Source organism: Leisingera sp. (assembly GCF_034669605.1).
Lineage (GTDB): Bacteria > Pseudomonadota > Alphaproteobacteria > Rhodobacterales > Rhodobacteraceae > Leisingera.
The window spans coordinates 1-26376 of record NZ_JAXMOX010000016.1 but is presented as its reverse complement, the minus strand read 5'-3'; the positions used below and the strand labels follow the sequence as shown (position 1 = coordinate 26376).

At 61.3% G+C, this 26376-nt stretch carries 25 protein-coding genes and 1 pseudogene; 13 read left to right on the top strand and 13 right to left on the bottom strand.

The genetic code is table 11. The features are described from left to right. Nucleotides 1-91: 91 nt before the first annotated feature. Complete coding sequence (locus VOI29_RS03505) at nt 92-1180, bottom strand: polyamine ABC transporter substrate-binding protein (protein WP_323776053.1); 1089 nt, start codon at nt 1178-1180, stop codon at nt 92-94. A 142-nt stretch (nt 1181-1322) separates the two neighbouring features. On the opposite strand from VOI29_RS03505, the gene VOI29_RS03500 reads away from it, so the two are divergent. From VOI29_RS03500 to VOI29_RS03475, 6 genes and pseudogenes are all read left to right on the top strand, one after another. Continuing rightward, nucleotides 1323-2009: a GntR family transcriptional regulator gene (locus VOI29_RS03500; protein WP_323776052.1), complete on the top strand. Its 687-nt coding sequence runs from the start codon at nt 1323-1325 to the stop codon at nt 2007-2009. A 66-nt stretch (nt 2010-2075) separates the two neighbouring features. After that, complete coding sequence (locus tag VOI29_RS03495; protein WP_323776051.1) at nt 2076-3470, top strand: aspartate aminotransferase family protein; 1395 nt, start codon at nt 2076-2078, stop codon at nt 3468-3470. Nucleotides 3471-3836: 366 nt separating this feature from the next. After that, the gene (locus tag VOI29_RS03490) at nt 3837-4937 is read left to right on the top strand and encodes an ABC transporter ATP-binding protein (protein ID WP_323776050.1); all 1101 of its coding nucleotides are present in this window, start codon (nt 3837-3839) and stop codon (nt 4935-4937) included. Nucleotides 4938-5018: 81 nt separating this feature from the next. After that, nucleotides 5019-6119, top strand: a complete 1101-nt coding sequence (locus VOI29_RS03485; protein WP_323776049.1) for an extracellular solute-binding protein — start codon at nt 5019-5021, stop codon at nt 6117-6119. An 82-nt stretch (nt 6120-6201) separates the two neighbouring features. Further along, nucleotides 6202-7473 carry an ABC transporter permease gene (locus tag VOI29_RS03480; protein ID WP_323776048.1) on the top strand — a complete coding sequence of 424 codons (1272 nt, stop codon included), beginning with the start codon at nt 6202-6204 and terminating at the stop codon, nt 7471-7473. A 14-nt stretch (nt 7474-7487) separates the two neighbouring features. Then, nucleotides 7488-8333, top strand: a pseudogene (locus VOI29_RS03475) (ABC transporter permease); the annotation flags it as partial. Between the two features lie 118 nt (nt 8334-8451). Here VOI29_RS03475 and VOI29_RS03470 read toward each other — a convergent pair. Then, nucleotides 8452-9780, bottom strand: a complete 1329-nt coding sequence (locus VOI29_RS03470; RefSeq protein ID WP_416361477.1) for a lytic murein transglycosylase — start codon at nt 9778-9780, stop codon at nt 8452-8454. Nucleotides 9781-9841: 61 nt separating this feature from the next. Next, nucleotides 9842-10558, bottom strand: a complete 717-nt coding sequence (locus tag VOI29_RS03465; protein ID WP_323776046.1) for a YafY family protein — start codon at nt 10556-10558, stop codon at nt 9842-9844. 89 nt (nt 10559-10647) lie between these two features. Between VOI29_RS03465 and VOI29_RS03460 the strand changes: the two genes are divergently transcribed. Both VOI29_RS03460 and VOI29_RS03455 read left to right on the top strand, forming a co-directional pair. Beyond that, the gene (locus VOI29_RS03460; RefSeq protein ID WP_323776045.1) at nt 10648-11346 is read left to right on the top strand and encodes a glutathione S-transferase family protein; all 699 of its coding nucleotides are present in this window, start codon (nt 10648-10650) and stop codon (nt 11344-11346) included. Further along, nucleotides 11343-11765 carry a DUF1801 domain-containing protein gene (locus tag VOI29_RS03455; protein WP_323776044.1) on the top strand — a complete coding sequence of 141 codons (423 nt, stop codon included), beginning with the start codon at nt 11343-11345 and terminating at the stop codon, nt 11763-11765. Before VOI29_RS03460 ends, VOI29_RS03455 begins: the two co-directional genes overlap by 4 nt. 34 nt (nt 11766-11799) lie before the next feature. Here the strand turns inward: VOI29_RS03455 and rnr are convergent, their stop codons facing one another. From rnr to dapE, 4 genes are read right to left on the bottom strand one after another with little or no spacing between them, the layout of a single operon-like run. After that, entirely contained in the window at nt 11800-14079 is a 2280-nt protein-coding gene (gene rnr / locus VOI29_RS03450) for a ribonuclease R (RefSeq protein ID WP_323776043.1), read from the bottom strand. A gap of 52 nt (nt 14080-14131) precedes the next feature. Next, the gene (locus tag VOI29_RS03445) at nt 14132-14704 is read right to left on the bottom strand and encodes a TIGR04282 family arsenosugar biosynthesis glycosyltransferase (RefSeq protein ID WP_323776042.1); all 573 of its coding nucleotides are present in this window, start codon (nt 14702-14704) and stop codon (nt 14132-14134) included. After that, complete coding sequence (locus VOI29_RS03440; RefSeq protein WP_323776041.1) at nt 14701-15126, bottom strand: GNAT family N-acetyltransferase; 426 nt, start codon at nt 15124-15126, stop codon at nt 14701-14703. Before VOI29_RS03440 ends, VOI29_RS03445 begins: the two co-directional genes overlap by 4 nt. Then, nucleotides 15123-16268, bottom strand: a complete 1146-nt coding sequence (gene dapE, locus VOI29_RS03435) for a succinyl-diaminopimelate desuccinylase (RefSeq protein ID WP_323776040.1) — start codon at nt 16266-16268, stop codon at nt 15123-15125. Before dapE ends, VOI29_RS03440 begins: the two co-directional genes overlap by 4 nt. Nucleotides 16269-16842: 574 nt before the next feature. Between dapE and VOI29_RS03430 the strand changes: the two genes are divergently transcribed. After that, nucleotides 16843-17898: a transporter substrate-binding domain-containing protein gene (locus VOI29_RS03430; protein ID WP_323776066.1), complete on the top strand. Its 1056-nt coding sequence runs from the start codon at nt 16843-16845 to the stop codon at nt 17896-17898. 9 nt (nt 17899-17907) lie between these two features. On the opposite strand, the gene VOI29_RS03425 is transcribed toward VOI29_RS03430, so the two are convergent. Beyond that, on the bottom strand, nt 17908-18255 hold the full coding sequence (locus VOI29_RS03425; RefSeq protein ID WP_024092300.1) for a hypothetical protein: 348 nt from the start codon (nt 18253-18255) through the stop codon (nt 17908-17910). 142 nt (nt 18256-18397) lie between these two features. Between VOI29_RS03425 and VOI29_RS03420 the strand changes: the two genes are divergently transcribed. Next, the gene (locus tag VOI29_RS03420) at nt 18398-18931 is read left to right on the top strand and encodes a HutD family protein (protein ID WP_323776039.1); all 534 of its coding nucleotides are present in this window, start codon (nt 18398-18400) and stop codon (nt 18929-18931) included. On the opposite strand, the gene VOI29_RS03415 is transcribed toward VOI29_RS03420, so the two are convergent. From VOI29_RS03415 to VOI29_RS03400, 4 genes are all read right to left on the bottom strand, one after another. After that, nucleotides 18928-20295, bottom strand: a complete 1368-nt coding sequence (locus tag VOI29_RS03415) for a formimidoylglutamate deiminase (RefSeq protein WP_323776038.1) — start codon at nt 20293-20295, stop codon at nt 18928-18930. The genes VOI29_RS03420 and VOI29_RS03415 overlap by 4 nt on opposite strands. A 202-nt stretch (nt 20296-20497) precedes the next feature. Then, on the bottom strand, nt 20498-21325 hold the full coding sequence (dapD, locus tag VOI29_RS03410; RefSeq protein WP_323776037.1) for a 2,3,4,5-tetrahydropyridine-2,6-dicarboxylate N-succinyltransferase: 828 nt from the start codon (nt 21323-21325) through the stop codon (nt 20498-20500). 110 nt (nt 21326-21435) lie between these two features. Continuing rightward, nucleotides 21436-22035, bottom strand: coding sequence for a GntR family transcriptional regulator (locus VOI29_RS03405; RefSeq protein WP_323776036.1), 600 nt, complete (start codon nt 22033-22035; stop codon nt 21436-21438). A gap of 38 nt (nt 22036-22073) precedes the next feature. Then, nucleotides 22074-22994: a threonine/serine dehydratase gene (locus VOI29_RS03400; RefSeq protein WP_323776035.1), complete on the bottom strand. Its 921-nt coding sequence runs from the start codon at nt 22992-22994 to the stop codon at nt 22074-22076. 147 nt (nt 22995-23141) lie between these two features. Between VOI29_RS03400 and VOI29_RS03395 the strand changes: the two genes are divergently transcribed. Further along, a complete protein-coding gene (locus VOI29_RS03395; protein ID WP_323776034.1) occupies nt 23142-23990 on the top strand; it encodes a TIGR00730 family Rossman fold protein in 849 nt (282 codons plus the stop codon). 30 nt (nt 23991-24020) lie between these two features. Here the strand turns inward: VOI29_RS03395 and VOI29_RS03390 are convergent, their stop codons facing one another. Beyond that, nucleotides 24021-24221, bottom strand: coding sequence for a hypothetical protein (locus tag VOI29_RS03390; RefSeq protein WP_416361476.1), 201 nt, complete (start codon nt 24219-24221; stop codon nt 24021-24023). 432 nt (nt 24222-24653) lie between these two features. Here VOI29_RS03390 and VOI29_RS03385 point away from each other — a divergent pair, with 432 nt between their 5' ends. Both VOI29_RS03385 and VOI29_RS03380 read left to right on the top strand, forming a co-directional pair. Beyond that, nucleotides 24654-25112 (top strand): recombinase family protein, encoded by a 459-nt coding sequence (locus tag VOI29_RS03385; RefSeq protein WP_323776032.1) that lies wholly within the window; start codon nt 24654-24656, stop codon nt 25110-25112. Nucleotides 25113-25550: 438 nt separating this feature from the next. Next, nucleotides 25551-25886, top strand: a complete 336-nt coding sequence (locus tag VOI29_RS03380) for a hypothetical protein (protein ID WP_323776065.1) — start codon at nt 25551-25553, stop codon at nt 25884-25886. The last annotated feature ends 490 nt before the right edge of the window (nt 25887-26376 follow it).

Below are 26376 nucleotides of genomic sequence, written 5' to 3'. Positions count from 1 at the left end.
CGGATGTGTGTGGGGGCGCGCGCCCGGGACCGCCCAGGCGCATTAGGATTTGCGGGGCGCCGGATGCGCCCCGCAAGTCAGGTCCGGCTGGTCAGGTGCCGGATTTGATTTTGGTCCACATGCGGGTGGCTTTGCGCTGTACTTTCGGCGGGTAGCCTTCCTTGATGTACAGGTTCTTAACGGTCTCGGCGCCGGGATAGATTGCCGGATCGCCGATCACATCCTGTTCCAGGAACTCCTGGCTCGCCTTGTTGCCGTTGGCGTAATAGACATAGTTGGATGCCGCCGCCATGTTCTGCGCATCCATAATGAAATTCAGGAACTTGTGCGCGCCTTCCGGGTTTGGCGCGTCAACCGGGATGGCCAGTTGGTCGAACCACATCAGCGCGCCTTCCTTGGGGGCGTTGAACTCAATCTCGACGCCATTGTCCGCCTCGGCCGCACGGTCACGGGCCTGTAGAATGTCGCCGGACCAGCCGAAGGCCACGCAGATATCGCCATTTGCGAGCGCATTGATGTACTCGGAGCTGTGGAACTTGGTGATGTGGGGCCGGACGCCCAATAGCACCGGCTCGGCTTTGGCCACAACGTCCGGGTCCGCGCTGTTGGGATCTTCACCGATGTACTGCAAGGCCGCCGGGATCATTTCGTCCGGTGCGTCCAGGAAATGCACGCCACAGCGGGCCAATTTAGCCATGTTCTCCGGGTTGAAAACCAGTTCCAGCGAGTCGATCGGGGCATCTTCTCCCAGCACTTCCTTGACCTTGCTGACATTCACGCCGATGCCGGTGGTACCCCACATGTAGTTGACTGAATAGGCGTTCCCGGGATCATAACGGGCGGTCCGCTCCTGGATCGCATCCCACAGGTTTCCCGAATTGGGCAGCTTGGAGAAGTCTAGCTGCTGGAAAGCGCCTGCCTGGATCTGGCGCGCCAAGAAGGAGCCGGTGGGTACCACAACATCGTAGCCTGAGCCGCCCGCCAGCATCTTGGTTTCCAGAACCTCGTTACTGTCAAAGACGTCGTAGATCAGGTCGATGCCGGTTTCCTGTTCGAACTTTTCCAGCAGGCTCTCATCAATGTAGTCCGACCAATTGTAGACGCGCACCTCTTCCGCGGATGCGGCAGCGGCCGTGCCAAGGGCAACGACGGCGGTCATGGTCATCGTTTTCAGTGTCATGAATTTCTCCCTGTGCGTGCCGGCTTCCGGGTCCGGCTGTGAAAGGATTTGATCAAGTTTTGCTGCGTTCGGCAATACTCTTTATGTTTTCACTTGGCTCAGGATGGTGCAAGCTGGCCGAAATTGAAGAGGAAAACACCAGGTGGCAGAGACGAATTCACCATCCGCTGCAGTACAGGAAAGTCCGGCAAAACTGCCCGCGCATGAGATCGTTTATCAGACCCTCAGGTCGCAGATTCTGTTCGGCGAACTGGTGCCTGGCCAGGCGGTGACAATTCAGGGCCTGGTGGAGACGCTGGGGGCCGGCATGACACCGGTCCGCGAGGCGATCCGGCGGCTGATCTCGGACGGCGCGCTGATGTTTCAGGGCAACCGCCGCGTTTCAGTGCCCCTGCTGGGGCCGGAGGATTTGGAAGAGCTTATTTTTGCCAGAAAAACAATAGAATGTGAGCTTGCACGGCGGGCAACCATGCGTATCGGCGCGACCCACATAGAGGAACTGGAGGTGATCGACAACGCCTTGGACAAGGCCATCACAACCGGCGATGTGGCCGGTTACCTGGTGCAGAACTACAGCTTCCACACCGCCCTTTATTCCCATGCGGATGCCCCGATCCTCAGCGACATTGCCGACCGGTTGTGGCTGCGCTTCGGTCCGTCGCTGCGGGTGGTGAGCGGGCGGCTTGGAACTCAGAGCTTTCCGGACCGGCACAAAGATATCCTGGAGGCGCTGCGGCGGCAGGACCCGGAAATGGCCGCTTTGGCGATGGATCGGGACGTCTGCCAAGGGATGGAGCATGTGGTCGACGGTCTGAAAGGTGCCTACTGATTCGATTGACACTTCCGAATTTGATCATATTCTGGGGCAAATCAGTCTTTCTCAGGAGCGACTCCCATGACCGTGATCACTAACCACATGCCGACGGCCGAGCTGCAGGCGCTGGACGCAGCCCATCACATGCACCCGTTCACCGCCAATGGCGAGCTGTCGCAGAAGGGGGCGCGCATCATCACCCGCGCCAACGGCGTGCATCTGACCGACAGCGAGGGGAACCGGATTCTTGACGCGATGGCCGGCCTGTGGTGCGTCAACATCGGCTATGGCCGGGATGAGCTGGCCGAGGTGGCCGCACGCCAGATGCGCGAGCTGCCGTACTACAACACCTTTTTCCAGACCACGCACGTTCCGGCCATCGCTCTGGCCGCCAAGATTGCCGAGCTGGCACCGGGCGATCTGAACAATGTGTTTTTTGCCGGTTCCGGCTCCGAGGCCAATGACACCAACATCCGCATGGTGCGCCATTACTGGGCGCTGAAAGGCAAGCCCGGCAAATCTGTCATCATCAGCCGGAAAAACGCCTATCACGGCTCCTCGGTTGGCAGCGGCTCCTTGGGCGGGATGAGCGGAATGCACGCCCAGGGCGGATTGCCGATCCCGGACGTCCACCACATCAACCAGCCGCATTGGTGGGCCGAAGGCGGCGACATGCCGCCGGAGGAATTCGGTCTCCAGCGTGCGCGCGAGTTGGAAGAGGCAATCCTGGACTTGGGCGAAGACCGCGTTGCCGCCTTTATTGCGGAGCCGGTGCAGGGGGCGGGCGGGGTGATTGTGCCGCCGGACAGCTACTGGCCGGAAATCCAGCGTATTTGCGACAAGTATGAAATCCTGCTGATTGCTGATGAAGTCATCTGCGGGTTCGGGCGCACCGGCAACTGGTTTGGCAGCGAGACCCTGAACATCCGTCCTGACATCATGACCATCGCCAAGGGGCTCAGCTCGGGCTATGCGCCAATCGGCGGCTCGATTGTCAGCGACGAGGTCGCTTCGGTGATTGCCGGGGATGAATTCAACCACGGCTACACCTATTCCGGCCATCCGGTGGCGGCGGCTGTGGCGCTGGAGAACCTGCGCATCATGGAGGAGGAGAACATTCTCGGCCATGTGCGCGATGTCGCCGCGCCATACCTGAAAGAAAAATGGGAAGCGCTGGCGGATCATCCGCTGGTGGGAGAGGCCCGGATCGCCGGCATGATGGGATCTATTGCACTGACCCCGAACAAGGAGACCCGCGCGGTCTTTGCCGCAGAGGCGGGCACGGTCGGCTATATCTGCCGTGAGCGTTGCTTTGCCAACAACCTGGTGATGCGTCATGTCGGGGACCGGATGATCATTTCGCCGCCGCTTGTGATCACTCCTGCTGAAATCGACGTGATGATCGAACGTGCCTCCAAATCCTTGGATGAGTGTTATGCCGAGCTGAAGAAGCAAGACTTGTTGCACAGCGTCTGATTCTTCTCCCGGGCAGCGCAACAGTGCTGTCCTCGTCAGCGTTTCATCCCGGCCCGGCAACATTGTTGCCGGGCTGTTTTTTTCGGTAAGGAGGATAAAAAGGTCGTTTTCAGGATGGCGCCTTGCAAGGCGCGTCGCATGACGTCCGTGTTGCGTCGCAAAAAGTCCGATGCCGCCTGCCGGAACGGGTCTAGGCTTCCCTGAGGATGCTCATTTCCTCTTAGGGAGCAGCTGAAGCAGGAACTTCGCACTCTCGCCATGGAAAGAATATTTTTTCATACCTAGCGTTTGATGGCTTTGGTGTGTTTAACTTCGAATAAGCGCAGAGAAAATCTGCCAGAATGACAAAACTACGGGGAGCCTGCTTTGGCTGATGCGTCAAACGTCGATGCGTTCGTTGAATTCGAACGCGTCCAAAAAAGCTATGATGGCGAAAATCTCGTTGTCAAAGACCTCAACCTCACTATGCCCAAGGGCGAGTTTCTGACCATGCTCGGCCCGTCCGGTTCGGGCAAGACGACCTGCCTGATGATGCTGGCAGGATTTGAAACCGCCACCCATGGCGATATACGCCTTGGCGGAACGTCGATCAACAACATACCGCCGCACAAGCGCGGCATCGGCATGGTGTTCCAGAACTATGCGCTGTTTCCGCATATGACGATTGCGGAAAACCTGTCGTTCCCGCTGGAAGTCCGAAAAATGGGCAAGTCCGAGCGCGAAGCCAAGGTGAAACGGGCGCTTGACATGGTTGAAATGGGCGCCTTTGGCGGCCGCCGCCCGTCGCAGTTGTCTGGCGGCCAGCAGCAGCGGGTCGCCCTGGCCCGCGCGTTGGTTTTTGAACCGGAACTGGTTCTGATGGACGAACCGCTGGGCGCGCTTGATAAGCAGCTGCGCGAAAAGATGCAGTTCGAAATCACCCATCTGGCGCACAGCTTGGGGATTACTGTGGTCTATGTGACCCACGACCAGACCGAAGCGCTGACAATGTCGGACCGTGTCGCTGTGTTTGACGATGGCCGGATCCAGCAGATTGCACCGCCGGACCAGCTGTATGAAAGCCCGGACAACAGCTTTGTTGCCCAGTTCATCGGTGAAAACAACACGCTGGAAGGCACTGTCAAGGAAATCAACAACGGTATCGCCTTGGTGCAGCTTGACGATGGCGGACTGATTGATTGCAAGCCGGTCAACGTGTCCCGCCCCGGCGAGCGCACCCGTGTGTCGATCCGCCCCGAACGGGTGGAATACAACAAGGAACGCCTGCAGAAAGGTGTTCATACGCTTAAGGCGGAAGTTCTGGAGTTCATCTATATGGGCGACATCTTCCGCACCCGTCTGCGGGTGGCCGGCAATGATGAGTTCATCATCAAAACCCGGAATGCCCCGGACCAAGCCCGTCTTCAGCCCGGTCAGCAGATTGAAATCGGCTGGCTGCCGGAAGACTGCCGCGCGCTGGACGCCTGATCCGCACGCGCAAAACCCCCGGCGGACGAATGACCGGGGGGGATTCTCACGTCTGTGAATTTCAACAAGGAGAGACTCTCTATGAAAATCAGCAAACTGTCTGCACTGGCGGTGACCACTGCGCTTTGCGCCCCTTCGGCCTTTGCCGAAGAAATGGCCAATGAGCTGACACTGGTATCCTGGGGCGGTGCCTATCAGGCCAGCCAGCAGAAAGCCTATGTGGAACCCTATCTGGCCCAAAATCCCGGCGTTAAGGTGATCTGGGACGAAAGCTCTGCTGAGGCTGTGGCCAAGATCCGCGCCATGAACGAAGCCGGCAATGTGACCTGGGACCTGGTGGACGCAGTGGCCTCCGACTCGATGCGCTTGTGCGACGAAGGCCTGGCCGAAGAAATCAACCATGACGAAGATCTGGCTGCCGCGCCCGATGGCACCCCGGCCTCCGAAGACTTCGGCGATCTGATCGTCAGCGACTGCTTTGTGCCGCAGATCGTCTATTCGACCACATTCGGCTACCGCACCGATTTGATCGACAAGCCGGAAACAGTCTGCGCAATCTTCGATACTGAAAAGTATCCGGGCAAGCGCTCGCTGCAGAAACGCCCGATCGACAACTTGGAATGGGCGCTCTATTGCGACGGCGTGGCCAAGGATGAAATCTACGATGTTCTCGGCACCGACGAAGGTGTGGAGCGTGCGCTGGCCAAACTGGGCAGCATCAAGGATCAGGTCGTCTGGTGGACTGCCGGTGCGGAAACCCCGCAGCTGCTGGCGGACGGCGAAGTGGTGATGGGCTCGACCTACAACGGCCGTCTGTTCTCGGCAATTGCCGAACAGGACCAGCCGATCGGTATGCTCTGGGACATGCAGTCCTTTGATCTGGATGGCTGGGTTGTTCCGGCCGGTCTGCCTGCAGACCGCAAGGCGCGCGTGATGGACTTCCTGAAGTTTGCGACCGACACCCAGCGTTTGGCTGATCAGGCCGCTTACATCTCCTATGGTCCGGCCCGAGCATCCTCGGCACCGTTGGTTGGCAAGCACGCCGAACTGGGCATCGATATGGCCCCGCATATGCCGACTGACCCGGCAAATGCAGGCAACGTGCATATCTATGACTACGAATGGTGGGCAGACAACCGCGATGACCTGAACGCAAAGTTCCAGGCATGGCTGGCAAAGTAATCTGACCGACACCTGATGCTGCGGGGGGCCTGACTTGACCGGGCCCCCTGCCCACAAAAAAATAAGACCCGACGGGAACCCAATGAGTGATATTACCCAATCCGGCCCGGTGCTGGCCGCCGACGGCAGGCCGCTGAAGCGCAGCTTGGCGCGTGCTCTGCGCATGCAGAAGCTGCGCGCACTGCTGCTGATCGCGCCGCTGTTGCTGTTCATCCTTGTGACCTTCATCCTCCCGGTGGCGGACATGCTGTTCCGGTCGGTAGAGAACCGGATTGTCCAGGATACATTACCCCGCACGGTTGAGGTACTGGCTGACTGGGATCCTGCATCGGGTCAACTGCCGGAGGAGGCTGCTTTTGCCGCTCTGGCCGCCGACCTTAAGGACGCGGCTAATGTGAAGACCCACACCAAAGTTGCCAAGCGTCTGAACTATGAAAACCCGGGCCTCTCTTCTGTGTTCCGCAAGTCCGGCCGCAAGGTCAAGAATTGGGATATCGCAAACGACGGCCCCTTCCGCGAAAAACTGATCGATCTCAACGACGGCTGGGGCGATGTCGAGCTTTGGCGGACGATCAAGACTTATTCCAGCAGCTTCACGTCCGGCTACTTCCTGAACGCCGTCGATATGCGGCTGGGGGCTGATGGCCCCGAGATCCGGCCAGAAAATGAACGGATCTACAATACCATGCTGATCCGGACCATGCGGATGTCCCTGATCATCACCTTCAGCTGCATCCTTTTGGGGTATCCGGTTGCCTGGATCCTGGCGAACCTGCCGGCACGAAAGGCAAACCTGCTGATGATCCTGGTGCTGCTGCCGTTCTGGACATCGCTTCTGGTGCGGACCTCTGCGTGGAAAATTCTGCTGCAGCAGCAGGGGGTTATCAACGATACGCTGGTCTGGATCGGGCTTGTGGATGACGCCAACCGATTGGTTCTCATCAACAACGAGCTGGGCACCATCATTGCGATGACCCATATCCTGTTGCCCTTCATGATCCTGCCAATGTACTCGGTGATGCAGACCATCAACCCGTCATATCTCCGCGCCGCCAAATCCTTGGGGGCCACCGACTGGACGGCGTTCTGGCGCGTCTACTTTCCGCAAACCGTGCCGGGAATCGGCGCCGGGTCGATCCTCGTCTTCATTCTGGCTGTCGGCTACTACATCACCCCGGCCCTGGTTGGCGGCACCAAGGGCACCTTTATCTCGAACCTAATCGCTTACCACATCTCGACTTCGGGCAACTGGGGTTTGGGCGCGGCACTGGGCGCAATCCTTCTGGCGGTGGTTCTGTCCCTTTACTGGGTCTACGACAAGGTCGTCGGCATCGACAACGTGAAGCTGGGGTAACGGACATGAGCGCACTTCCTCCTTATGCAACCACCGGCCAGCGTGCTTGGTACTATTCCTTCCGGGTCATCTGCGGACTGGTGTTCTTCTTCCTGATCGCGCCGATCGTGGTGATCATCCCGCTCAGCTTCAACGCGCAGGACTTCTTCACCTTCACGCCTGAAATGCTGCGGCTGGATCCCGAAGGCTACTCGCTGAAGCACTACCGCGACTTCTTCAGCAATGACTCCTGGCAGTCCGCGATGTGGAACTCGCTGAAGATCGCGCCGATGGCGACCATCGTCTCGGTGACCTTCGGGACATTGGCAGCGATCGGCCTCAGCCAGCCGCATGTCCCCTTCCGCCGGGCGATCATGGCGATTCTGATCTCGCCTATGATTGTGCCGCTGATCATCTCTGCAGCGGGCATGTACTTCTTCTACAGCCGTATTGGCCTTCAGGGCACATACTTCGGCGTGGTGCTGGCACATGCGGCGCTGGGTATCCCTTTCGTGATCATCACGGTGACAGCAACCCTGGTCGGTTTCGACCGGTCGCTCACCCGGGCTGCGGCCAACATGGGCGCGGATCCGGTCACCACCTTCTTCAGGGTGCAGATGCCGCTGATCCTGCCCGGGGTGATTTCAGGCGGCTTGTTTGCCTTCATCACCTCTTTTGACGAGGTCGTCGTAGTGCTCTTTGTTGGTTCTGCCGGTCAGAAGACATTGCCCTGGCAAATGTTCATCGGTTTGCGGGAGCAGATTTCGCCAACCATTCTGGCTGTGGCGACGCTGCTGGTGGCGATCTCCATCATGCTGCTGGCTACGGTAGAAATGCTGCGCCGCCGCTCCGAGCGTTTGCGCGGCATGTCGCCCAGCTGATCAATCCTTAGAAAACTCTATAAAAAAGGCCCCGATCCGGGGCCTTTTTTCATACCGGAAATACCCCAGAGTTGATTTGGCTGTAAGGCCAAAGCGGGGCGGCCGCCTCAAGACGTTGTCACCGCAGCTTTTGCAACAGCTGCAGGGACGCATAGCCGTCCGGCGTCAATCCTTTGGCAACCTGAAAGGCGCGCACAGCGCCGATGGTCTTTGGTCCGATTTTGCCATCGATGCCATCAGTGTCGAAACCCGCCCGGGTCAGCCGCTGCTGCATTTCTTCCCGCTCGGACAGGGTCAGTGCCCGGTCGCCGCGCGGCCAGTTGCCCTGGATCGGAGTGCCGCCCTTGATCCGGTCCGCCAGATGACCGACACCGATCACATAGGCATCTGCCGTGTTGTAGCGTTCCAGAACGGCGAAATTTTCAAAGATCATAAAGGCAGCCCCGGCACTGCCGGCGGGCAGCAGGATCGCTGCGGGACCGTGACCTGCCACCGGGCGCCCGTCCAGTCCTTTGACGCCAAGCGCGGCCCACTCCGAAGGCGGCTTCTCGATTTCCCGATCTGCCAGCGTGTAGTCAAATCCTTCAGGCAGGGAGACTTCCAAGCCCCAAGGCTGCCCTTTCACCCAGCCGAATTTATTAAGATAAGCCGCAGTTGAGGCCAGCGCATCAGCCGGGTTGTCCGACCAGATATCTCGCTTGCCATCGCCGGTGAAATCCACGGCGTAGTCCAGATACGACGTCGGGATGAACTGGGTGTGCCCCATGGCGCCGGCCCAGCTGCCGGTCATCTTGCGGGCGGCGACATCGCCGGCCTGCAGGATCTTCAGCGCAGCGACCAGCTGGCCCTCGAAAAATGCCCCGCGCCGGCCGTCAAAGGCCAGCGTCGCCAGGGACCGAACCACATCCATCTTGCCACGGAACGTGCCATAGCTGCTTTCCAGCCCCCAGATCGCCACAACGATCTCTTTTTCGACACCATATGCCGCTTCGATCTGATCCAGCCGGGCACGCTGCGCCTGCAGCGCCGCCTTGCCGTTTTTAACCCGCAGGTCCGAGGCGGCACTGTCCAGGTAGTCCCAGATCGTCTTGGTGAACTCCGACTGGTTGCGGTCGCGGCGGATCACCTCAGCATCATAGCTGACCCCGGAAAATGCGCTGTCCAGCACCGGCGCGCTGACCCCCTGCGCAATTGCCCGGTTACGGAACGCCATGATCCAGCCTTGGAAGTTCAGGTCCGCAGCGGCAAGTTCCGGCTTCAGGGGTTTATAATCCGCTGGCCTTGCCGCAGGTCTCTGGGCAGTGGCCGCAGCCAATTGAATGCCTTCCCCTTGCCCCCCATCCTCGAAAAGCCCGGGACGCTGGGCGGGTCTCAGGGAACTGTCCGGTGCGGCCTCTGCCGCCATTGCGCCGCCTGCTACCAGGGACGCTGCAACCCATCTGCGCATGATGCACCTCATTATCACTGCTCCCCGCCAGTCTAACCGAGGTGCGGTTCTGGTAAAGAGGTCAGTCCTTGCATGTGCGGCGGGCCGCTTGCCGGTGTTCGTGGCGGAACTGCTCCAGCGCGTCCCGCAGCATCGGCACCCTCTGCGGACGGAAGCTTTGCCCTGTGATCTGCAGCTCTTGCATCCGGTCCAGCCGGAACACACGGATGGCTTCACGCAGGCAGCACCAGGCAATCAGCACAGTCGAGCGGTCGAAATAAACCACACTCAGCGGTTTCACCTGCCGCTCGGTCGCCGCGCCGTGCCCGTCAGTATACCCAAAGCGTACCTCCACCTCGTCCCAGGTGGCCTGGCGTAACTCCTGTGCCGAAATCGCGGGCGGGATAGGCCGGTCAAACCGGTAGGGTGCCAGCACCGCGTGGCGCAACCGGTGCGCCTGCCGCGACGGTAGCCGCGCCTGCAGCTTGCGCAGCGCTTCCGAGGCCGCTTTGGCCAGCTCGGGATCGCCGATCTGCTCGACTTCGCGCAGGCCCAGCACCAGCGCCTCCAGTTCCGTATCGCGAAACCCCATCGGCGGCAGGGCGTTGTCCTCGATCAGGGTGAACCCATAGCCCGCGGCGCCATCAATTACCGCGCCCATTTCGCGCAGGGTGGCAATGTCACGGTGGATGCTGCGGGCGGATATCCCCAGTTCCTCGCCCAGCCGCGCCGCGGTATGCGGGCCGGGGCCCAGGCGCAGGGCCTGCATCAGCTGAAAGAGTCGGTGGGTTCGGGACATGTCTGATCATTCTATGACTTAATGACAATTTCTGTCATTAGTAAGGTTTAGAGAAGGGCCGATTAAACGCAACGAACAGGATTTCTGCAATGCTTTCCCTCCTCACATTCCCCACCGGCTTCGGTTTGTTCAGCATCAGCCCCTTCTGCATTAAGTCCGCGATGATGCTGGAGCTGTCTGGCCAGCCATGGCAGCGCAGCGACCTTCTCGATCCCACCGGAATGCCGCACCGGAAACTGCCGGTACTGGAAACCCCGGAAGGCCAAATTTCCGACAGCGACGGCATCCGCGACTGGCTGGAGGCGCAGGGTGCCGATTTTGACACAGGGCTGGATGCGGCGTCCCGCGCCCAGGCGCGCGCTTGGGTCCGGCTGGCAGAATATCATCTGGGCCTGCACTTGCTGCAAATGCGCTGGAACGACGACACAGTCTGGCCGGAAGTGCGTGATCAGATCTTCCAGCCGGTTCCCGGCCCCATGCGGGAAGAGATCAGCGCCCCGGTCAGAAAAGAAATCCAGGACGGGCTGCACTGGCAAGGCGTCGCCCGGTTTAACAATGCAGAGCGGTTGCGCCGACTGGAACAGGATCTGAAGGCCATCGCCGCGCTTGCCGCCGAACGCGGATTTCTGATGGGTGGCAAGATCTCCTCGGCAGATTTAAGCGTAGCGCCGTTTCTGATCTCCATGCTGCACACCTCTGAGGCTTCGGCGGTCAGCAATCACTTGCGAGACGACAAGGTTCTGTGCGCTTATTTAAGCCGTGTATTCGAAACGGTGCCCTTGCCATGAAACCTGCCTGTTCCCCCGCAGAGATCGAGGCCGCCTTTGCGGTCCCTGACCCGCTTGCGCGGGAAGGGCTGCTGCGGCTCCGGCAGCTGATAGTCAAAACCGCCTCCGAGACACCAGAAGCCGGGCGGGTGGAGGAAGTTCTACGCTGGGGGCAGCCATCCTACATAACGCCAGAAACCAAGACGGGTTCCACCATCAGGCTTGGGGTTCCGAAGGACGCGCGTTTCGCGCTGTTTGTGCATTGCCAAAGCCGGCTGATCCCGGAGTTCGCCGCGGCCTTCCCGGCCTGGGACCGGTTTGAGGGCACCCGTGCAGTTCTGTTCAATGATCCCGCCGAGGTCGAACCCATTCGTCATGGCTGGCTGATCAAGCGCGCCTTGACGTACCGTATCCGGCCGCCGCTGAAGATGCCGGCCTGACAAAATGCCGGGCTGTCCCCGCGGGGACAGCTGCTTAATCCCGCCGCTTGCGCTCTACCTTGCGTCTGACTTTGGCAGCCTTGTGCTTGGACTTTGCAGCTTTGCGCTTCACGGTCCGGCCTGCCGGGCTGCGCCGTCCGCCTTTGCGGGATCCGCCGCCCTTGGGCAGTTCCAGGTTTTCAATTGCAAGCAATTCCAGCTCCAGCCCGCCGGTCACCGGTGCTGCCTGAACCAGCCGCACGGTCACCCGCTGGCCGATGGCCAGGGTCATGCCGGTGTCTGCCCCCATCAGCGTGCCGGCCTGGGCGTCGAAATGGAAGAACTCCCGCCCGATCGAGCGGACAGGAACCAGCCCGTCGGCGCCGGTCTCGTCCAGTTTCACAAAGGCCCCGAACCGGGCAATGCCGCTGATCCGCCCCTCGAATTCATTGCCCACGCGTTCACTGAGGTATGAGGCCAAATAGCGGTCCGTGGTGTCGCGTTCCGCTATCATCGATCGCCGCTCGGTGTCGGAGATATGAGTGGCGGTCTCCTCCAGCCGTTCGATCTGGGCTGCATCCAGCCCATCGTCGCCCCAACCGTGCGAGGAGATGAGGGAACGGTGAACAATCAGGTCCGCATAGCGCCGGATCGGCGAGGTAAAATGCGCGTAGTTCTTGAGTGCCAGACCGAAATGGCCAAAGTTCTCCGGGTTGTAATAGGCCTGCTGCATCGACCGCAGGGTGGAGATATTGATCAGCTCCGCCTCATCGGTTCCCGCCGCGTGGTTCAGCAGCGCGTTCAGATGCCGGGTCTGCAGCACTTGGCCCTTGGCCAGGTTCAATCCCGCCGCGCGGGCGGTTTCGCGCAGTGCTTCCAGCTTCTCCTGCGCCGGTTCCTCATGCACCCGGAACAACAGCGGCGAGCGCTTTTTGATCAGCGTTTCCGCCGCGGCGACATTGGCAAGGATCATAAACTCCTCGATCAGCTTGTGCGCATCCAGCCGGTCGCGGAAGGCAACCGAAGTTACACTACCAGCGTCATCCAGTATGATTTTGCGTTCCGGCAGCTCCAGGTCCAGCGGCTCACGCACGGCTCTTGCCCTTTTTAGAGCCGCGTATGCCGCAAAAAGCGGCTTGATCACATCTTCCAGAAATGGCGTGGTCTTCTCGTTTGCATCGCCGTCCTGCGCGTCTTGCACCTCGGCGTAATGCAGCGAGGCGGCAGAGCGCATCAGCCCGCGCACAAACCGGTGCCCGATCTTGTTGCCTTCGGCGTCCACCTGCATACGCACCGCGATACAGGCACGCGGCACCCCTTCGTGCAGTGAACAGAGATCGCCTGACAGCCGGTCCGGCAGCATCGGCACAACCCGGTCGGGAAAATAGCTGGAGTTGCCGCGTTTGCGGGCTTCGCGGTCCAGTGCAGAGCCGGGGCGCACATAGGCGGCCACATCGGCAATCGCCACCCAAATCACATGGCCGCCCGGGTTCTTCGGGTCGTCGTCGGAATGGGCATAGCAGGCGTCGTCGTGGTCGCGCGCATCCGCCGGGTCGATGGTGACCAGGGGCAGCTCGCGCAGGTCTTCGCGGCCCTTGAGACCCATCGGCTTGGCGGCATCCGCCTCGGTCATGACCGGATCGGGGAAATGGTCAGGGATACCATGCTGGTGAATGGCAATCAGCGACACCGCCTTAGGTGCTGCCGGGTCGCCCAGCCGCTCCACGATCCGCGCCCGCGGTAACCCCATGCGGCCCTTGGGACCAGCCTGTTCGGCTTCGACCAGCTCGCCGTCTTTGGCGCCGTTTATGGCGTCCGGTGCCACCATCCATTCGCTGGACGCGGCCTTGTCGATCGGCACGATCCGCCCGCCTTCGGAGCCTGCGCGGAAGATGCCCAGCACCCGTCTCGGGTTGCTGCCGATGCGGCGGATCAGCCGGGCTTCGTAGTTGTGGTCCTGATCCGGAACCTGCTGCAGCTTTACCAGGATCTTGTCGCCTTCACCCAAGGCCGGATCCGAGGCGCGGGGGAGGATCAGGATGACTGGCTCCACGCCCTCGCCATGCCACTCCAGCGGGCGTCCGTAGAGATCGCCATCAGCGTCCGGTGCCTTGACCTGCAGCACGGTCACAGGCGGCAGCTGGTCCGGGTCGCGGTAGGTCTTCTTGCGCTTATGCAAGTGGCCCTCGGCCTCCAGCTCCTTGAGGATGCGCTTGAGGTCGATGCGGTCGGCGCCCTTAATGCCAAAGGCCTTGGCGATGTCGCGCTTGGAGGTATGGGTCGGGTTGGCGGAGATCCAGTCGAGGATTTCGGCCTTGGAGGGAATACGGCTCATGTCTTCCGCCCTAGCACGGCGGGCGGGCGGCGTCATGGTGAAAAGCGTGCCGTCAGCGCTGCGGCAGATCCGCGGCCGTGTCGACGTCACGCAGGGTATCGGTCAGCGCGATGCGCCAGCCGGGCAGGGTTTGCAACGTGTCCGCCAGCGCGTGTTCGCTGGACCAGCGGGTGTATTCGAACAGTCTGTGCGGCAGTCGGGCCGGGTGTTTTGCACCAACCAGCCAATAGCCGCCGTCGTCCGCGGGGCCAAAGGCGGCGTCATGCCCGCCAAGGGCGGTGAAGGCCCGGGCGATGTGGGCGCGGGTGATGCCAGGGATGTCGGCGCCGATCAGGCAGGCAGGGCCGGGGGCAGATTGCAGCATCCGCTTCATCCGCTGACCCAGGTCGCCGCCGCCTTGCGGCAAGCGGGGCAGATCAGCAGGCCAGACCTTTGAATTCACCGCGATGTCGGGAGCTGCCGCCAGCACAATCCGCCAGCGCGGATCGCGCAATCGCCGCATCAGCCGGGCGGATTGGTGGCGGAACCACCAGGTTGCCGGGATCACGCCGATGTCCCGGGCCAGCCGGGTTTTCACCCGGCCAGGGCGCGGCTCCTTAACCATGATGATCAGGGTGCGTTTCACGTGAAATCAAGCACCATGTCCCGGTGATCGATGCCGGCATCGTCATAGACCGGACCGAAGGCGGTGAAGCCAAGCTTTTCGTAAAACCCGATGGCATGGAGCTGCGCGCCCAGTTTGGCTTTGGCAGTGCGGGGGCGGGCCTGAGCCGTTTCAACCGCCGCCTCGATCAGCTTGGCACCGAGGCCGGTGCCGCGGGTGGACGGCAGCACGCAGACCCGGCCGATCTTGGCAGTGTCACCGTTGAAGACAATCCGCGCGGCTCCGACGGGGGTGCCGTCCTGAACCGCCAGCAGATGCGTCGCAGCGTCATCCAGCGCGTCCTGTTCCATGTCCGCCGGCACGCCTTGCTCCACCACGAACACCTGGTGGCGCAGGGAAAAGCAGGTTTCAAGATCGTCCGTGACAGCGATGTTCAGGTTCATGCAAAATAATCCTGCAGGATCCGGGTGTAGATAGATTTCAGCTGGTGGATCTGGGCCACTTCCACCCGTTCATCCACCTGATGCATGGTCTTGCCGACCAGGCCGAATTCCACCACCGGGCAGTGGTTCTTGACGAAGCGCGCATCGGAGGTGCCGCCGGTTGTCGACAGTTCGGGTTTGCGGCCGGTTTCCGCCTCGACCGATGCTGAAACCAGATCTGACAGCGCACCTGGCGGGGTGATAAAGCTTTCGCCGGAGACCTGCACATCGATTCCGATTTCAACGCCGAACTCCGCCGCCACTTTGCCAGCCTCGCCTTGCAGCCACTCTGTCAGGCTGACGCCGCTGTGAGAGTCATTGAAACGGATGTTGACGGTTGAGGCCGCCTGCGCCGGGATCACGTTGGTGGCCGGGTTGCCGGTGTCAATGGTCACGACCGCCAGCGTCGAGGCATCAAAATGATCGGTGCCCTGGTCCAGTTCATGGCTGGCCAGCCGATCCATCAGCCGCACCATCGCGTTCAGCGGGTTATTGGCGCGGTGCGGGTAGGCCGAATGCCCCTGCACACCAGTCACCGTGAACCAGGCGGTCAGTGAACCGCGGCGGCCGATCTTGATCATTTCCCCCATCTCGTCGGGACAAGTAGGTTCACCCACCAGGCAGACGGACATCTGTTCGCCCGTGCGCTCCATGTAGTCCAGCAGCGCGGTGGTTCCGTCCACAGCATCGCCTTCCTCGTCGCCGGTGATGGTCAGGATGATGGCGCCGTCCGGGGGGGTGACCTTCACAAAATCAATGGCGGCGGCGGCGAAGGCGGCGACCCCCGATTTCATGTCGGTGGATCCGCGCCCGTACATAAACCCGTCTTTTTCTTCGGCGCCGAAAGGCGGCACGGTCCAGGCGGCCTCATCCCCTAGCGGCACCACATCAGTATGGCCGTTGAAGCCGAAGGTTTTGGCGTGGCCTTTGGCGCCCCATCGGGCAAACAGGTTGCTGACATCGCCGCGGTCTGTCCGGGTGCACTGAAAACCAGCCTCGCTCAGCAGTTTCTCCAACAGCACCAGTGCGCCGCCTTCTTCGGGCGTCACTGACGGGCAGCGGATCAGATCGGCGGTCAGGCGGGCGGGATCGGTTTGCGGCATGGGCGGGTTCCTCACTTTCCGGTTGGCACAGGCCTAGCGCGGATCGGGGCGCGGTGCAATTCACAGAGCCATCAGAAAATGTGGCGCAAAAGCAGCGGTTTCACGGGTGACCGCGCGCACACCCAGCGACACCGGCGTGATCCTGTCTACCGGGCGGGCCGGTCACTTCACCCGCTCCGGTGGCGCCCCCAACCGTTCTACTCAGATGTCGACCGACACGTCCGGCGAAAACAACACTGCTGGCTTCAATGCAGCTGCCGTCAAGAGGTGCCTTTGCGCCGGTGCGCCTCAGGGCACCGCTCTGCCGGGCGCGTCAGACACGCCGCTGATCACTTGCTTTCAGGCGGTGCTGCCGCATCATGAGCCGCCGCTGGCAGTCGGTACCCTGCCCGAGCACCGGCAGCCGAGATTCCCGGTGCTGCGGGCCTTGGAGGCCGCGATGCCGGCCGAACAGCGGACGGCCCGAAACAGCTCCAGCTTCGACTCCGGCCTTTCCCGCCAAGGCGCTTGCGTGAAAAAGGGTAACCGCATAAGGACGTTAAAACTGTCCCAGAGGCCTGACCCGAGCGTTCCCGTGCTGTATCTCCGCCTGACAACCGCCGCTCTGTTCCTGATTTGGGGGCAATTGCTGTCTGCGCAGGTGCTGACGGTCAACACGGTCACCCGGCCGCCGTTTTCGATGGTAGAGGAAGGCCGCGACACCGGCTTTTCCCTGGAACTCCTGAAAATTCTGGCGGAGCGGCTGGAGTGGGACTACCAAGTCAACCGCACGAACAGCTTTGCGGAGATGCTGGACGGGGTGCGGCGCGGCGAGGCGGATCTGGCCGTTGCTAATATCTCCATTACCGCCGCGCGCGAAGTGGTGATGGACTTCAGCCAGCCTATTTTCGAAAGCGGCCTGCAGATCATGGTGCAGGCCGATGAAATCCGCCAGCCGTCGCTGCTCAGGGCGCTGCTTTCCTGGGATCTGGCGGCCGCCATCGGCATCGCCTTCCTGCTGCTGTTCGGCGGCGGCATGATGATGTGGACCCTCGAGCGCCGCGCCCAGCCCTATTTCGACCGCCCCTTGAAAGAGGCCTGGTTCCCCTCCTTCTGGTGGGCGCTGAATCTGGTGGTGAACGGCGGTTTCGAGGAGCGGGTGCCGCGCACGCCGGTGGGCCGCATGTTCGGTGTGGTGCTGGTGGTGTCCTCGCTGTTCATCGTCTCGGTCTTTGTCGCCAAGATCACCGCAGTGATGACGGTGGAGGCGATCAGCGGCTCGGTGAATTCGGTCAATGACCTTTACGGCAAATCCGTTGGCACCATTGGCGGCTCGACCGCAGCCGGTTTCCTGGGCCGCCGCGAGATCGACTATTCCGCCTTCACCGGTCTGGAAGAAATGCTGGCCGCCTTTGAAGCCGGCGATGTGACGGCGCTGGTCTTTGATGCGCCGGTGCTGAATTTCTACGTCCGGCAGGGCGGCCACCAGTACGGCCATACTATTGGCCAGCCCTTTTTGCGCGAGAATTACGGGCTGGTGTTCCCGGCTGGCTCACCGCTGGTGGAAGAGATCAATCGGGCGCTGCTGGCATTGCAGGAGGACGGCAGCTATGACGCCCTTTACCGCGAATGGTTCGGTAGCCGGAACTGACGCCCGCAGTTAGTGAAAGACCGGCTCCTCGCCGTCGAAGAACGGCGTCATCTGGGCGACGATCACGGCGTTCTCTTCCAGCGCCCGCTGCATCAGCGCGCGCTCCTCGTCACCGATCTCATGGCCTTCGGCTTCGCGTTCTTCCAGGGTGCCATAGCCGGTGACATCAAGCGGCGCGGTATCGGCCTGCTTGAGGATCGCCACGGTTTCGCGCACCGCCTCAGCCTCATCCACGCCGGAGGCATAGATCATCAGCGCCGCACCGGTGGCACCATCTGGCAGGCCGTCGCCGTCCTTGCGCCCGATCTGGACAAGCAGGGTATAAACTTGCTGGCGGGAGGGTTTCTTCTTTTCCATGCCGCCGCCATAGCGCCGGGGCAGGGGGGTGGTCAATCAAATAGCGGCAGCGGGACTTAGGGCCCGGATGAACGGATGGCTTGCAGCGGCGGGTGGCGGCATATTATGTCTATGCTTATCTGCTCCCGAAAAGGACCTGCCGATGCGCATCTCCGCTCTTTCTGCCCAGCCGGTACCTTGGAAAAACGGCGGCGGCGTGACCCGCGAGCTGGCGGTACACCAAGAAGGCGGCCAAATGATCTGGCGCCTAAGCCTGGCGGATATCGATCAAAGCGGCCGGTTCTCTGCCTTTCCGGGCCTTGCGCGCATCCATTGCATCGTCGAGGGGGCCGGGCACGTCCTGTCGAACAGCGGGACACGCCTGGAGGCCCGCCCGCTGCATCCATTGCGGTTTGACGGCGGGCTGGAACTGGAGTGCCGCCTGCGCGACGGGCCCAGCAAGGCGTTCAACGTGATCTATGATCCGGCAAGGGTCACGGCAGAGGCCGGGATTTTAAGGGATGGGGCGCTGCCTGCCTTTGCGGACCACCACGTGCTGTTTGTTGTTGCCGGCAGATTGGAGATAGCAGGCAGGGGGCATTTTACCGCGGGTGAGGGGATCGTAATGGAGAACGCCACCAGCGGAGTGGTTTCCGATGGCGGCGCGATCATCCAAGTGCAGTTCTTGCCGGTTTAGAGGCTGTTTAGCAGCTCCTTGATTGCACTTCGGTATCCCGCAACCACGCTGTCGCGGGCGATGTGGCGTCCCTGCTGGACCACATGGCGGCCGGCGCTCCAGACATCGGTCACGGAGTCGTCACCCGCCGCAAAACACAACCCGTCCAGCATCTGCTCCGGCTTCAGTGCGCACAGCGCGGGCACGCCGCTGTCAAGGGCCACCAGATCCGCCAATGCACCTTCTTCGATCCGGCCGGCATCGCGGCCCAGGGCCTGCGCACCGCCCTTGGCTGCGCCCAAGTACAGCGTCTCGCCCACCGAGCCTTCGCCGGGCACCAGCACGTTGCGGGCCAGATCCCGCAGGCGCTGGGAATACTCCAGCGTGCGCAACTCCTCGGGCAGTGAAATCCGCACGTTGGAGTCTGATCCGACTCCGAACAGGCCATCATGAGCCAGGTATTCCACCCCGTTGAACGGGCCGTCGCCGAGGTTTGCCTCGGTGATCGGGCACAGGCCTGCGACGGCGCCGGACCGGGCCATGCCCACGGTCTCGGCGCTGGTCATATGGGTTGCGTGGATCAGGCACCATTTGCCGTCAACCGGGGCGTTGCCTAGCAGCCATTCGACCGGCCGCGCCCCCAGCCAATCACTAATGTCGGCGACTTCCTTGGGCTGCTCGGAGATATGGATATGCACCGGCAGCCCGTCCTGGATCTGCAGCACTGCTGCCAGGTCCTCGGGGCAGGTGGCGCGCAGCGAGTGCGGTGCGATACCGACGCAGGCGTCCTGCGGCAGCTCCCGTGCCGCAATATCACGGGCGCGGGCGGCGAGATCAGCGAACTCAGCCACAGAATTGCCGAACCGCTGCTGACCACCGTTCAAAGCCTGTTTTCCGGCTCCGCCGTAGGTATAGAGCACCGGCAGATGGGTGAGGCCGATGCCGGTCTGGCTGGCAGCGGCAAAGACCCGCTCGCTGAGCTCGGTCATTGAACCAAAATGCGCACCGCCCGGCTGGTGGTGGACATAATGGAACTCGCCGACAGATGCGTAACCGGCTTCCAGCATCTCCATGAACACCAGCGCCGCAATGGCCTCGTACTGTTCCGGGGTGATGCGGTCCATGAAACGGTACATCAGCTCGCGCCAGGTCCAGAAGCTGTCCTTTCCGGCGGCACGGTATTCGGTCATGCCGGCCATTGCGCGCTGGAAGGTGTGGGAATGCAGGTTGCCCAGTGATGGCAGCAGCACATCTGCCGGCGTATCACCCGGCTGCGCCTGGGCATTGGTTTCCAGGGAGGAGATCCGGCCGTTGTCAACCGTCAGCCGGAGGTTCTCTGCCCACCCTTGGGGCAGGCGGGCGTGCTGGGCGAATATCGTCTGCATGAGACCCTCTTATGTGTAGATATAATGTTAATAGCTGCATGTTTATTATGCTGCAAGAGTATTGCGCAGGAGGGGCGCTGCCCCTCGGCCTGGCGGCCTCGCCCCGGAGTATTGGGAACCATACAGAAGCTGGTGCATCTGCTGAAACGAAAAACGCGCCCGGTGAGGGGCGCGTTCTATGAGGTTTGAACTGTGACGCGGGTCAGTCGCGCAGCAGTTCGTTGATGCCGGTCTTGGAGCGGGTCTTCTCATCAACCCGCTTCACAATCACCGCGCAGTAGAGGCTGATGTTGTTCTTGGAGGGCATCGAGCCTGCCACCACAACCGAATAGGGCGGCACTTCACCATAGGTCACTTCGCCGGTCTCGCGGTCAACGATTTTGGTCGACTTGCCGATGAACACGCCCATGCCCAGAACCGAGCCTTCGCGCACGATGCAACCCTCGACCACTTCGGAGCGGGCGCCGATGAAGCAGTTGTCCTCGATGATGGTGGGGCCGGCCTGCATCGGCTCCAGCACGCCGCCGATACCGACGCCGCCGGAAAGGTGCACGTTCTTGCCGATCTGCGCGCAGGAGCCCACGGTGGCCCAGGTGTCAACCATAGTGCCTTCGCCGACATATGCGCCGAGGTTCACGAAAGAGGGCATCAGCACAGCACCAGGCGCGACATAGGCGGATTTGCGGACGACGCAGTTGGGGACTGCGCGGAAACCAGCGGATTTCCACTGGTCTTCATCCCAGCCGGCAAACTTGCTGTCGACCTTGTCCCACCAGCCGCCGGCCTGCGGGCCGCCTTCTTGGATTTCCATATCCTTGATGCGGAAGCCCAGCAAAACCGCCTTCTTCGCCCACTGATTCACATGCCAGTCGCCGCTGTCCAGCTTCTCGGCCACGCGCAGAGATCCGGAATCCAGCGCGTTCAGAGTGTCTTCAATGGCTTCACGGGTCTCGCCGGTGGTGGCGGGGGTGATGGTGTCGCGCGCCTCCCAGGCGGCTTCGATTGCTGCTTCCAGCTGGGCGTTGGACATGGGGGTTCCTCCGGCATCCGTTAGATTCGGGGTTACATAGCGGCAATCTGCCCGCAGGTCATGTCCGGATTGCGTCCAAATTGCCGCTCCGCACGGCGTTTTGCCTGCTGTCAGCGCACCCGGCGCAGGTGGCGGCGCAGGATTTCGCAGGCTCCGGCCGCGTCGCGGCGGACCATCGCCTGAACGATTGCGGCATGGTCGCTGTCCACCCGGCGGGTCCATCGGTGCTGCCAGTTGGCGAACAGATGGCGGGCTGCAGCGATGTGCAGATCGTCGATCGAGGCCAGCAGCCGCGGCATTGCGCAGGGGGTCAGTATCACCTTGTGAAAGGTGCGGTTTAACCGTTCCCAACTGGCCATATCCTCCGCCGCATCACAGGCCAGACGGGCGGACTCGGCGGTTTCGACGTCCTCGGGTGTGAGGCGGCCGAATGCATGTGTGAGGGCCAGAACCTCCAGCGCGACCCGCATCTCGATCACTTCGCGGATTTCGGAAGGGTCCAGGGCGCTGACACGGGTGCCGCGGCGGGGTTCGGATTTGGCGAGCCCATGCGCCTCCAGCCGCAGCAAGGCTTCGCGCACGGGCACATGACTTGCCTCAAACTCGCGTGCGATATGGTCCTGGCGCAGCCTTTCGCCGGCTGGGAGGCTGCCGGTAATGATGCGCTCGCTCAAGCTTTGATAAATCGTGTCGGCAATGGTTTCGGACATGTATTGGCGATACCGGGGCCGCCTCCTGCCCGCAAGGATTATCCCAAGGGATCCGGGGCTATGTTGCCGCCGCAGATCAGTACTGCCACACGCTCGCCGGGCGCAGGGCGGTAGGCGCCGCACATCAGCGCAGCCAGAGCGGTGGCACCTGCGGGTTCGGCCAGGATCCGCCGCTCGCGCCACAGTGCGGTCTGGGCATTGGCGATGGCGCTGTCCGGTACGGTCACCGATGTCAGGTCTTGTGCCGACGCAAGCTCGAAACAGATGGCGCCGATGCGTTTAGCGCCAAGGGCGTTGGCCGCAATGCCGGAGACGTCCACATCCACCGGTTGGCGGGCCTGCAATGCCGCATGCAGAGCGCAGGAGGTTCCGGGCTCTACCGCAACGATCTTCTTTGTGCCGTGGAACCAGGCCAGCGCGCCGGCAATCAGCCCTCCGCCGCCCACCGCGATCAGGAGGGTATCCGCCTCAAGGCCTTGGGCCTGCCATTCGGCAAAGCAGGTGCCCTGGCCCGCAACGGTGGCGGGTGCATCATAGGCGTGGACCTGCATGGCGCCGGTTGCAGCTTCGTAGGACTGTGCTTGCTCCAATGCATTGGCATAGGCACCAGGCACGACCTGCAGATCGGCGCCCGTGCTTTCGATCAGGGCAATTTTGGCAGGGCCGGCCATTTCGGGCACATAGACCCGGGCCTTGTGGCCCAGCTGATGCGCGGCATAGGCCGCGGCGGCGCCGTGGTTGCCGCCGGAAGCTGCCACCAATCCGGCCGGGGGCACTGGCCGGCTCAGCAATGTGTTGAAGGCACCGCGCGCCTTGAAGCTGCCGGTATGCTGCAAATGCTCCAGCTTCAGCGCCACCGGGAAACCCAATCCGAAGCCCTGCGTTTGCATCACCGGGGTCTGCTGCACATAGGGGCCAATGCGTTCTGCCGCGTTCCTGATTTCTGCCTGCCAGTCCATTTGCCGTGCTCCTTGTGTGCCGCGGTGGAACCTTAGCCATGCGGTCGCCGGGTGCAAGCGGGCAGTGGCATTTCCTGCATTCTTGATTGGCGCTAACGGCCAAGGGCGGCTACAAAGGGAGACCTGTTTATTAACTTGGGACTTTCTATGACCGAAGACCGCCACAGCCGTTTCCGCGATGCCCATTCCGACCGGGACCAGGCCGAGCATGTGCCTGCCACGCCGCAGACCCAGGCGCCTGCCTACCGGCTTGCCTTTGCCGATGAAGAGTTTCTGTGCCGCGAGGAACTGCGCCCGGTGCGGCTGCAGCTGGAGCTGCTGAAGCCGGAGTTGATGCTGAACGAGCATGGCATTGAAAGCACCATCGTGATGTTCGGCGGCGCCCGCATTCCGGATCCCGAGCACAAGGATCAGGCGCGGACCCAAACGCTGGCGGATCTGTCGCATTTCTATGATGAGGCGCGCGAGTTCGCCCGGCTGATGTCTGAAAAGTCGATGCAAAGCGGCGGCCGCCAGAATGTGATCGTAACCGGCGGTGGTCCTGGTGTGATGGAGGCGGGCAATCGCGGCGCATTGGAAGCAGGCGGCCAGTCCATTGGCCTATCAATCGTGCTGCCGCATGAGCAGGCGCCCAACGGCTATGTGACGCCGGACCTCAGCTTTAATTTTCACTACTTCGCGATCCGCAAGATGCATTTTCTGATGCGGGCGCGGGCTATAACCGTGTTTCCTGGCGGTTTTGGCACCTTGGATGAGCTGTTCGAAAGCCTGACGCTGATCCAGACCGGCCGGATGGAACGGGTTCCTTTCTTGCTGTTTGGCAAGGCGTTCTGGGACAAGATCATTAATTGGGAGGCGCTGGCCGATGCCGGCACCATTTCGGATCAGGATCTGGACCTGTTCCGCGTGGTCGACACCGCCAAGCAAGCGGTGGAGGTTATCGACAACTGGGAGCCCGCGCCGCCGCGCGACAGCCTGCCCGGGCGCGACCGCTAAGCGCCGTCTGCATTGCAGCTGCTGCCAGAATCAGGCGAATTCCGGCGGCAGCCTACCAATCTCGTCACCGGTGGTGAGCCGGGTGAGTATCTGGGCGCCTTCAATGGTTTTTACAGAATAACCGTAGCCGCGCAGCCGGAATTGCCATTCGCGCGGGCTGAGTGCCTTTTCCCGTTCGCGGCGGATAAAGTCCAGCATGCTGGGGTCGATCGGGGCAGTCTTGCGTTCCATCGGAGCCATTGTAGAGTCCTTTTGAAAGTGGATTGTCCGTGTGTACGAAACTGTTGTCAGCAGGCGGCGGAATTTCAGCTGTATTGTGGAAAGAATGCGGCGGGCTGATCCGCGCACCGGAGTGCGGCTCTTGCGCAACACCTCTCAGGTGTCAGCCACAGCATTCCTTTTCCAAACAGCTGAAACCGGGTGTTAATTTCGCCGCGAAATCCCGAATCCAGTCCCCTCAACTCCTTTCAGCTGTCCACCTTGGCCGCCATGTCATGAAAACGTCATGCTGCAAAGCCGGGCTTCTGTGATAACGTCTAGGCAGAATCCTCCAAGACAGAATTTGGCGTTCACTCTCTCAGTGCCCCTGCCTATCGCGACTCCAGCAAGCACGCGCGTAAGCAAGATTGGATTGTTTTGATAATTGCCAGTTCCAGGGAAAAGATGCCTGAAACCTCTGTGCGTGCTGCCGAGTATGTTCGCGTGTCGACGGACCATCCGCGCTATTCCACGGAAATCCAGGCCGAAGCGATAAGAGCCTATGCTGCACGTCGCAACATGGAGGTGGTTCGAACCTTTGCGGATCAAGGGAAGAGCGGCCTGCGTATTGAGGGGCATGACGCGCTGCAATCTCTGGTCGAGCTGGTCAACTCAGGAACGGCCGATTTCGATGCAATCCTCGTCTACGATGTGAGCCGTTGGAGCCTGTTCAAGGATGCGGATGAAGGTGCATATTTGAGTACATGTGCCGCCGCGCTGACATTGAGGTCCACTATTGCGCAGACCAATTCGACAATGACGGAGGTACGGTTGCCAACATCGTCAAAAGCGTCAAGCGCGCTATGGCGGGAGACTATAGCCAAGAGCCAACGACGAAAGTCTTTGCAGGCAAATGCCGGCTGATCGAAAAAGGCTATCGGCAAGGCTGGCCTGCTGGCTACGGTCTCCGTAGGCTCCTGAACAATTCGCAGCTGCGGCCAGCGCCATCGCCACCCGGCATGCGAAGCTCTCTGACAAGGAAATGTTCGACTGGCTTAAGCATCTGCTTAGTGAACAGGGAGCGCTGTCGGGCCTCATCATCAATGAAGCCGCTGACCTTCCCTCAAGCAGCGCCAATTCCTCCCGGTCTGGCAGCTTTCTGCGGGCAGACACTCTCGTTGGCTACCATCCCCGGCGAGACTGCCGCTACATCGAAATCAACCGCAGGCTCCGGGAAATGCATCCGAGTATTGTCCAGGACGTCCTGAACGGCATTCACGCCGGTGGCGGCCGTGTTGTCAATGAAACCTCCGGCCTCCTGAGGCTCAACGAGGAGCTTACGCTTTCCATTGCCGTCGCTCGCTGCACCCGTCAGAAAATGGAAGTGTCTCGCGGAAAGAATTGGCGAGAATGGAGCATGAACTTGCCAGCCTGCAATCTCAGCTCAAAGTGTTCGTAGATACATTTGGTCTCGACATGCGCTACCTGACCGTCGTACGCGGCTACCTTTTTAGGCAGCTGAACAACCCGAACATCGTCACGTGGATTCACGAGAACAGGGCGGAGTATTTACGAGAGTTTGAAAAGATCTCTGAAAGCAAGCTGGAAGCAGGAGAAGACAGCCACGAGATCAAAAACTTTGGGGACCCGGACCCAGGACTTCGAAGCGCGGGAACCATGGGAGACGCCGTACGGTAGGGCGGATCGAGCATGGTGGCAGGAAGGGCGGCGATCCGGCTGGAGCTTGCCATGCAGGTCCATAAGCCCGGCCGCGAGGCGTAACGCGCCCGCTGAATTTTAAGAATTGGGGCCTGCTGATGCAGGTCACCCACTTATGCTCAGCCGCCAGTCATGGAACTTTTTCGCAATACTTCCTTCGGCGTTGGTATTCTTGATGGCGCTGTCTTTGAGCCATCAGAACGGCCACGTTGCAGGCCAAGTAGTTTTCCCTCAGGACCACATTCTGCCCCGGAAGAAGGCGGGTTTTCCGGGTTTTACATCGTCAACCCGGAAAACAGATAGTGTGATTTTCGGAAGATGCATGGTGTGTCTGACATCGGGCATTGAGGCGCCGTGATAACGCCGGCCGGAGAACCGGCGGGAAAGCGGACTTCAGCAGGCAGATTTCACATCGATCCGACCGACAGCCGTATTGTACTGTCGTGCAACCAGCTTTAAGCCGGGCTCC

Bases quoted from the DNA above. Each gene is read 5' to 3' on its own strand.
- VOI29_RS03505 (WP_323776053.1), bottom strand. From the start codon at position 1,180: ATGACACTGAAAACGATGACCATGACCGCCGTCGTTGCCCTTGGCACG.
- VOI29_RS03495 (WP_323776051.1), top strand. From the start codon at position 2,076: ATGACCGTGATCACTAACCACATGCCGACGGCCGAGCTGCAGGCGCTG.
- VOI29_RS03485 (WP_323776049.1), top strand. From the start codon at position 5,019: ATGAAAATCAGCAAACTGTCTGCACTGGCGGTGACCACTGCGCTTTGC.
- VOI29_RS03480 (WP_323776048.1), top strand. From the start codon at position 6,202: ATGAGTGATATTACCCAATCCGGCCCGGTGCTGGCCGCCGACGGCAGG.
- VOI29_RS03470 (WP_416361477.1), bottom strand. From the start codon at position 9,780: ATGCGCAGATGGGTTGCAGCGTCCCTGGTAGCAGGCGGCGCAATGGCG.
- VOI29_RS03465 (WP_323776046.1), bottom strand. From the start codon at position 10,558: ATGTCCCGAACCCACCGACTCTTTCAGCTGATGCAGGCCCTGCGCCTG.
- VOI29_RS03460 (WP_323776045.1), top strand. From the start codon at position 10,648: ATGCTTTCCCTCCTCACATTCCCCACCGGCTTCGGTTTGTTCAGCATC.
- VOI29_RS03455 (WP_323776044.1), top strand. From the start codon at position 11,343: ATGAAACCTGCCTGTTCCCCCGCAGAGATCGAGGCCGCCTTTGCGGTC.
- rnr (WP_323776043.1), bottom strand. From the start codon at position 14,079: ATGAGCCGTATTCCCTCCAAGGCCGAAATCCTCGACTGGATCTCCGCC.
- VOI29_RS03440 (WP_323776041.1), bottom strand. From the start codon at position 15,126: ATGAACCTGAACATCGCTGTCACGGACGATCTTGAAACCTGCTTTTCC.
- dapE (WP_323776040.1), bottom strand. From the start codon at position 16,268: ATGCCGCAAACCGATCCCGCCCGCCTGACCGCCGATCTGATCCGCTGC.
- VOI29_RS03425 (WP_024092300.1), bottom strand. From the start codon at position 18,255: ATGGAAAAGAAGAAACCCTCCCGCCAGCAAGTTTATACCCTGCTTGTC.
- VOI29_RS03420 (WP_323776039.1), top strand. From the start codon at position 18,398: ATGCGCATCTCCGCTCTTTCTGCCCAGCCGGTACCTTGGAAAAACGGC.
- VOI29_RS03415 (WP_323776038.1), bottom strand. From the start codon at position 20,295: ATGCAGACGATATTCGCCCAGCACGCCCGCCTGCCCCAAGGGTGGGCA.
- dapD (WP_323776037.1), bottom strand. From the start codon at position 21,325: ATGTCCAACGCCCAGCTGGAAGCAGCAATCGAAGCCGCCTGGGAGGCG.
- VOI29_RS03405 (WP_323776036.1), bottom strand. From the start codon at position 22,035: ATGTCCGAAACCATTGCCGACACGATTTATCAAAGCTTGAGCGAGCGC.
- VOI29_RS03400 (WP_323776035.1), bottom strand. From the start codon at position 22,994: ATGGACTGGCAGGCAGAAATCAGGAACGCGGCAGAACGCATTGGCCCC.
- VOI29_RS03395 (WP_323776034.1), top strand. From the start codon at position 23,142: ATGACCGAAGACCGCCACAGCCGTTTCCGCGATGCCCATTCCGACCGG.
- VOI29_RS03390 (WP_416361476.1), bottom strand. From the start codon at position 24,221: ATGGAACGCAAGACTGCCCCGATCGACCCCAGCATGCTGGACTTTATC.
- VOI29_RS03385 (WP_323776032.1), top strand. From the start codon at position 24,654: ATGCCTGAAACCTCTGTGCGTGCTGCCGAGTATGTTCGCGTGTCGACG.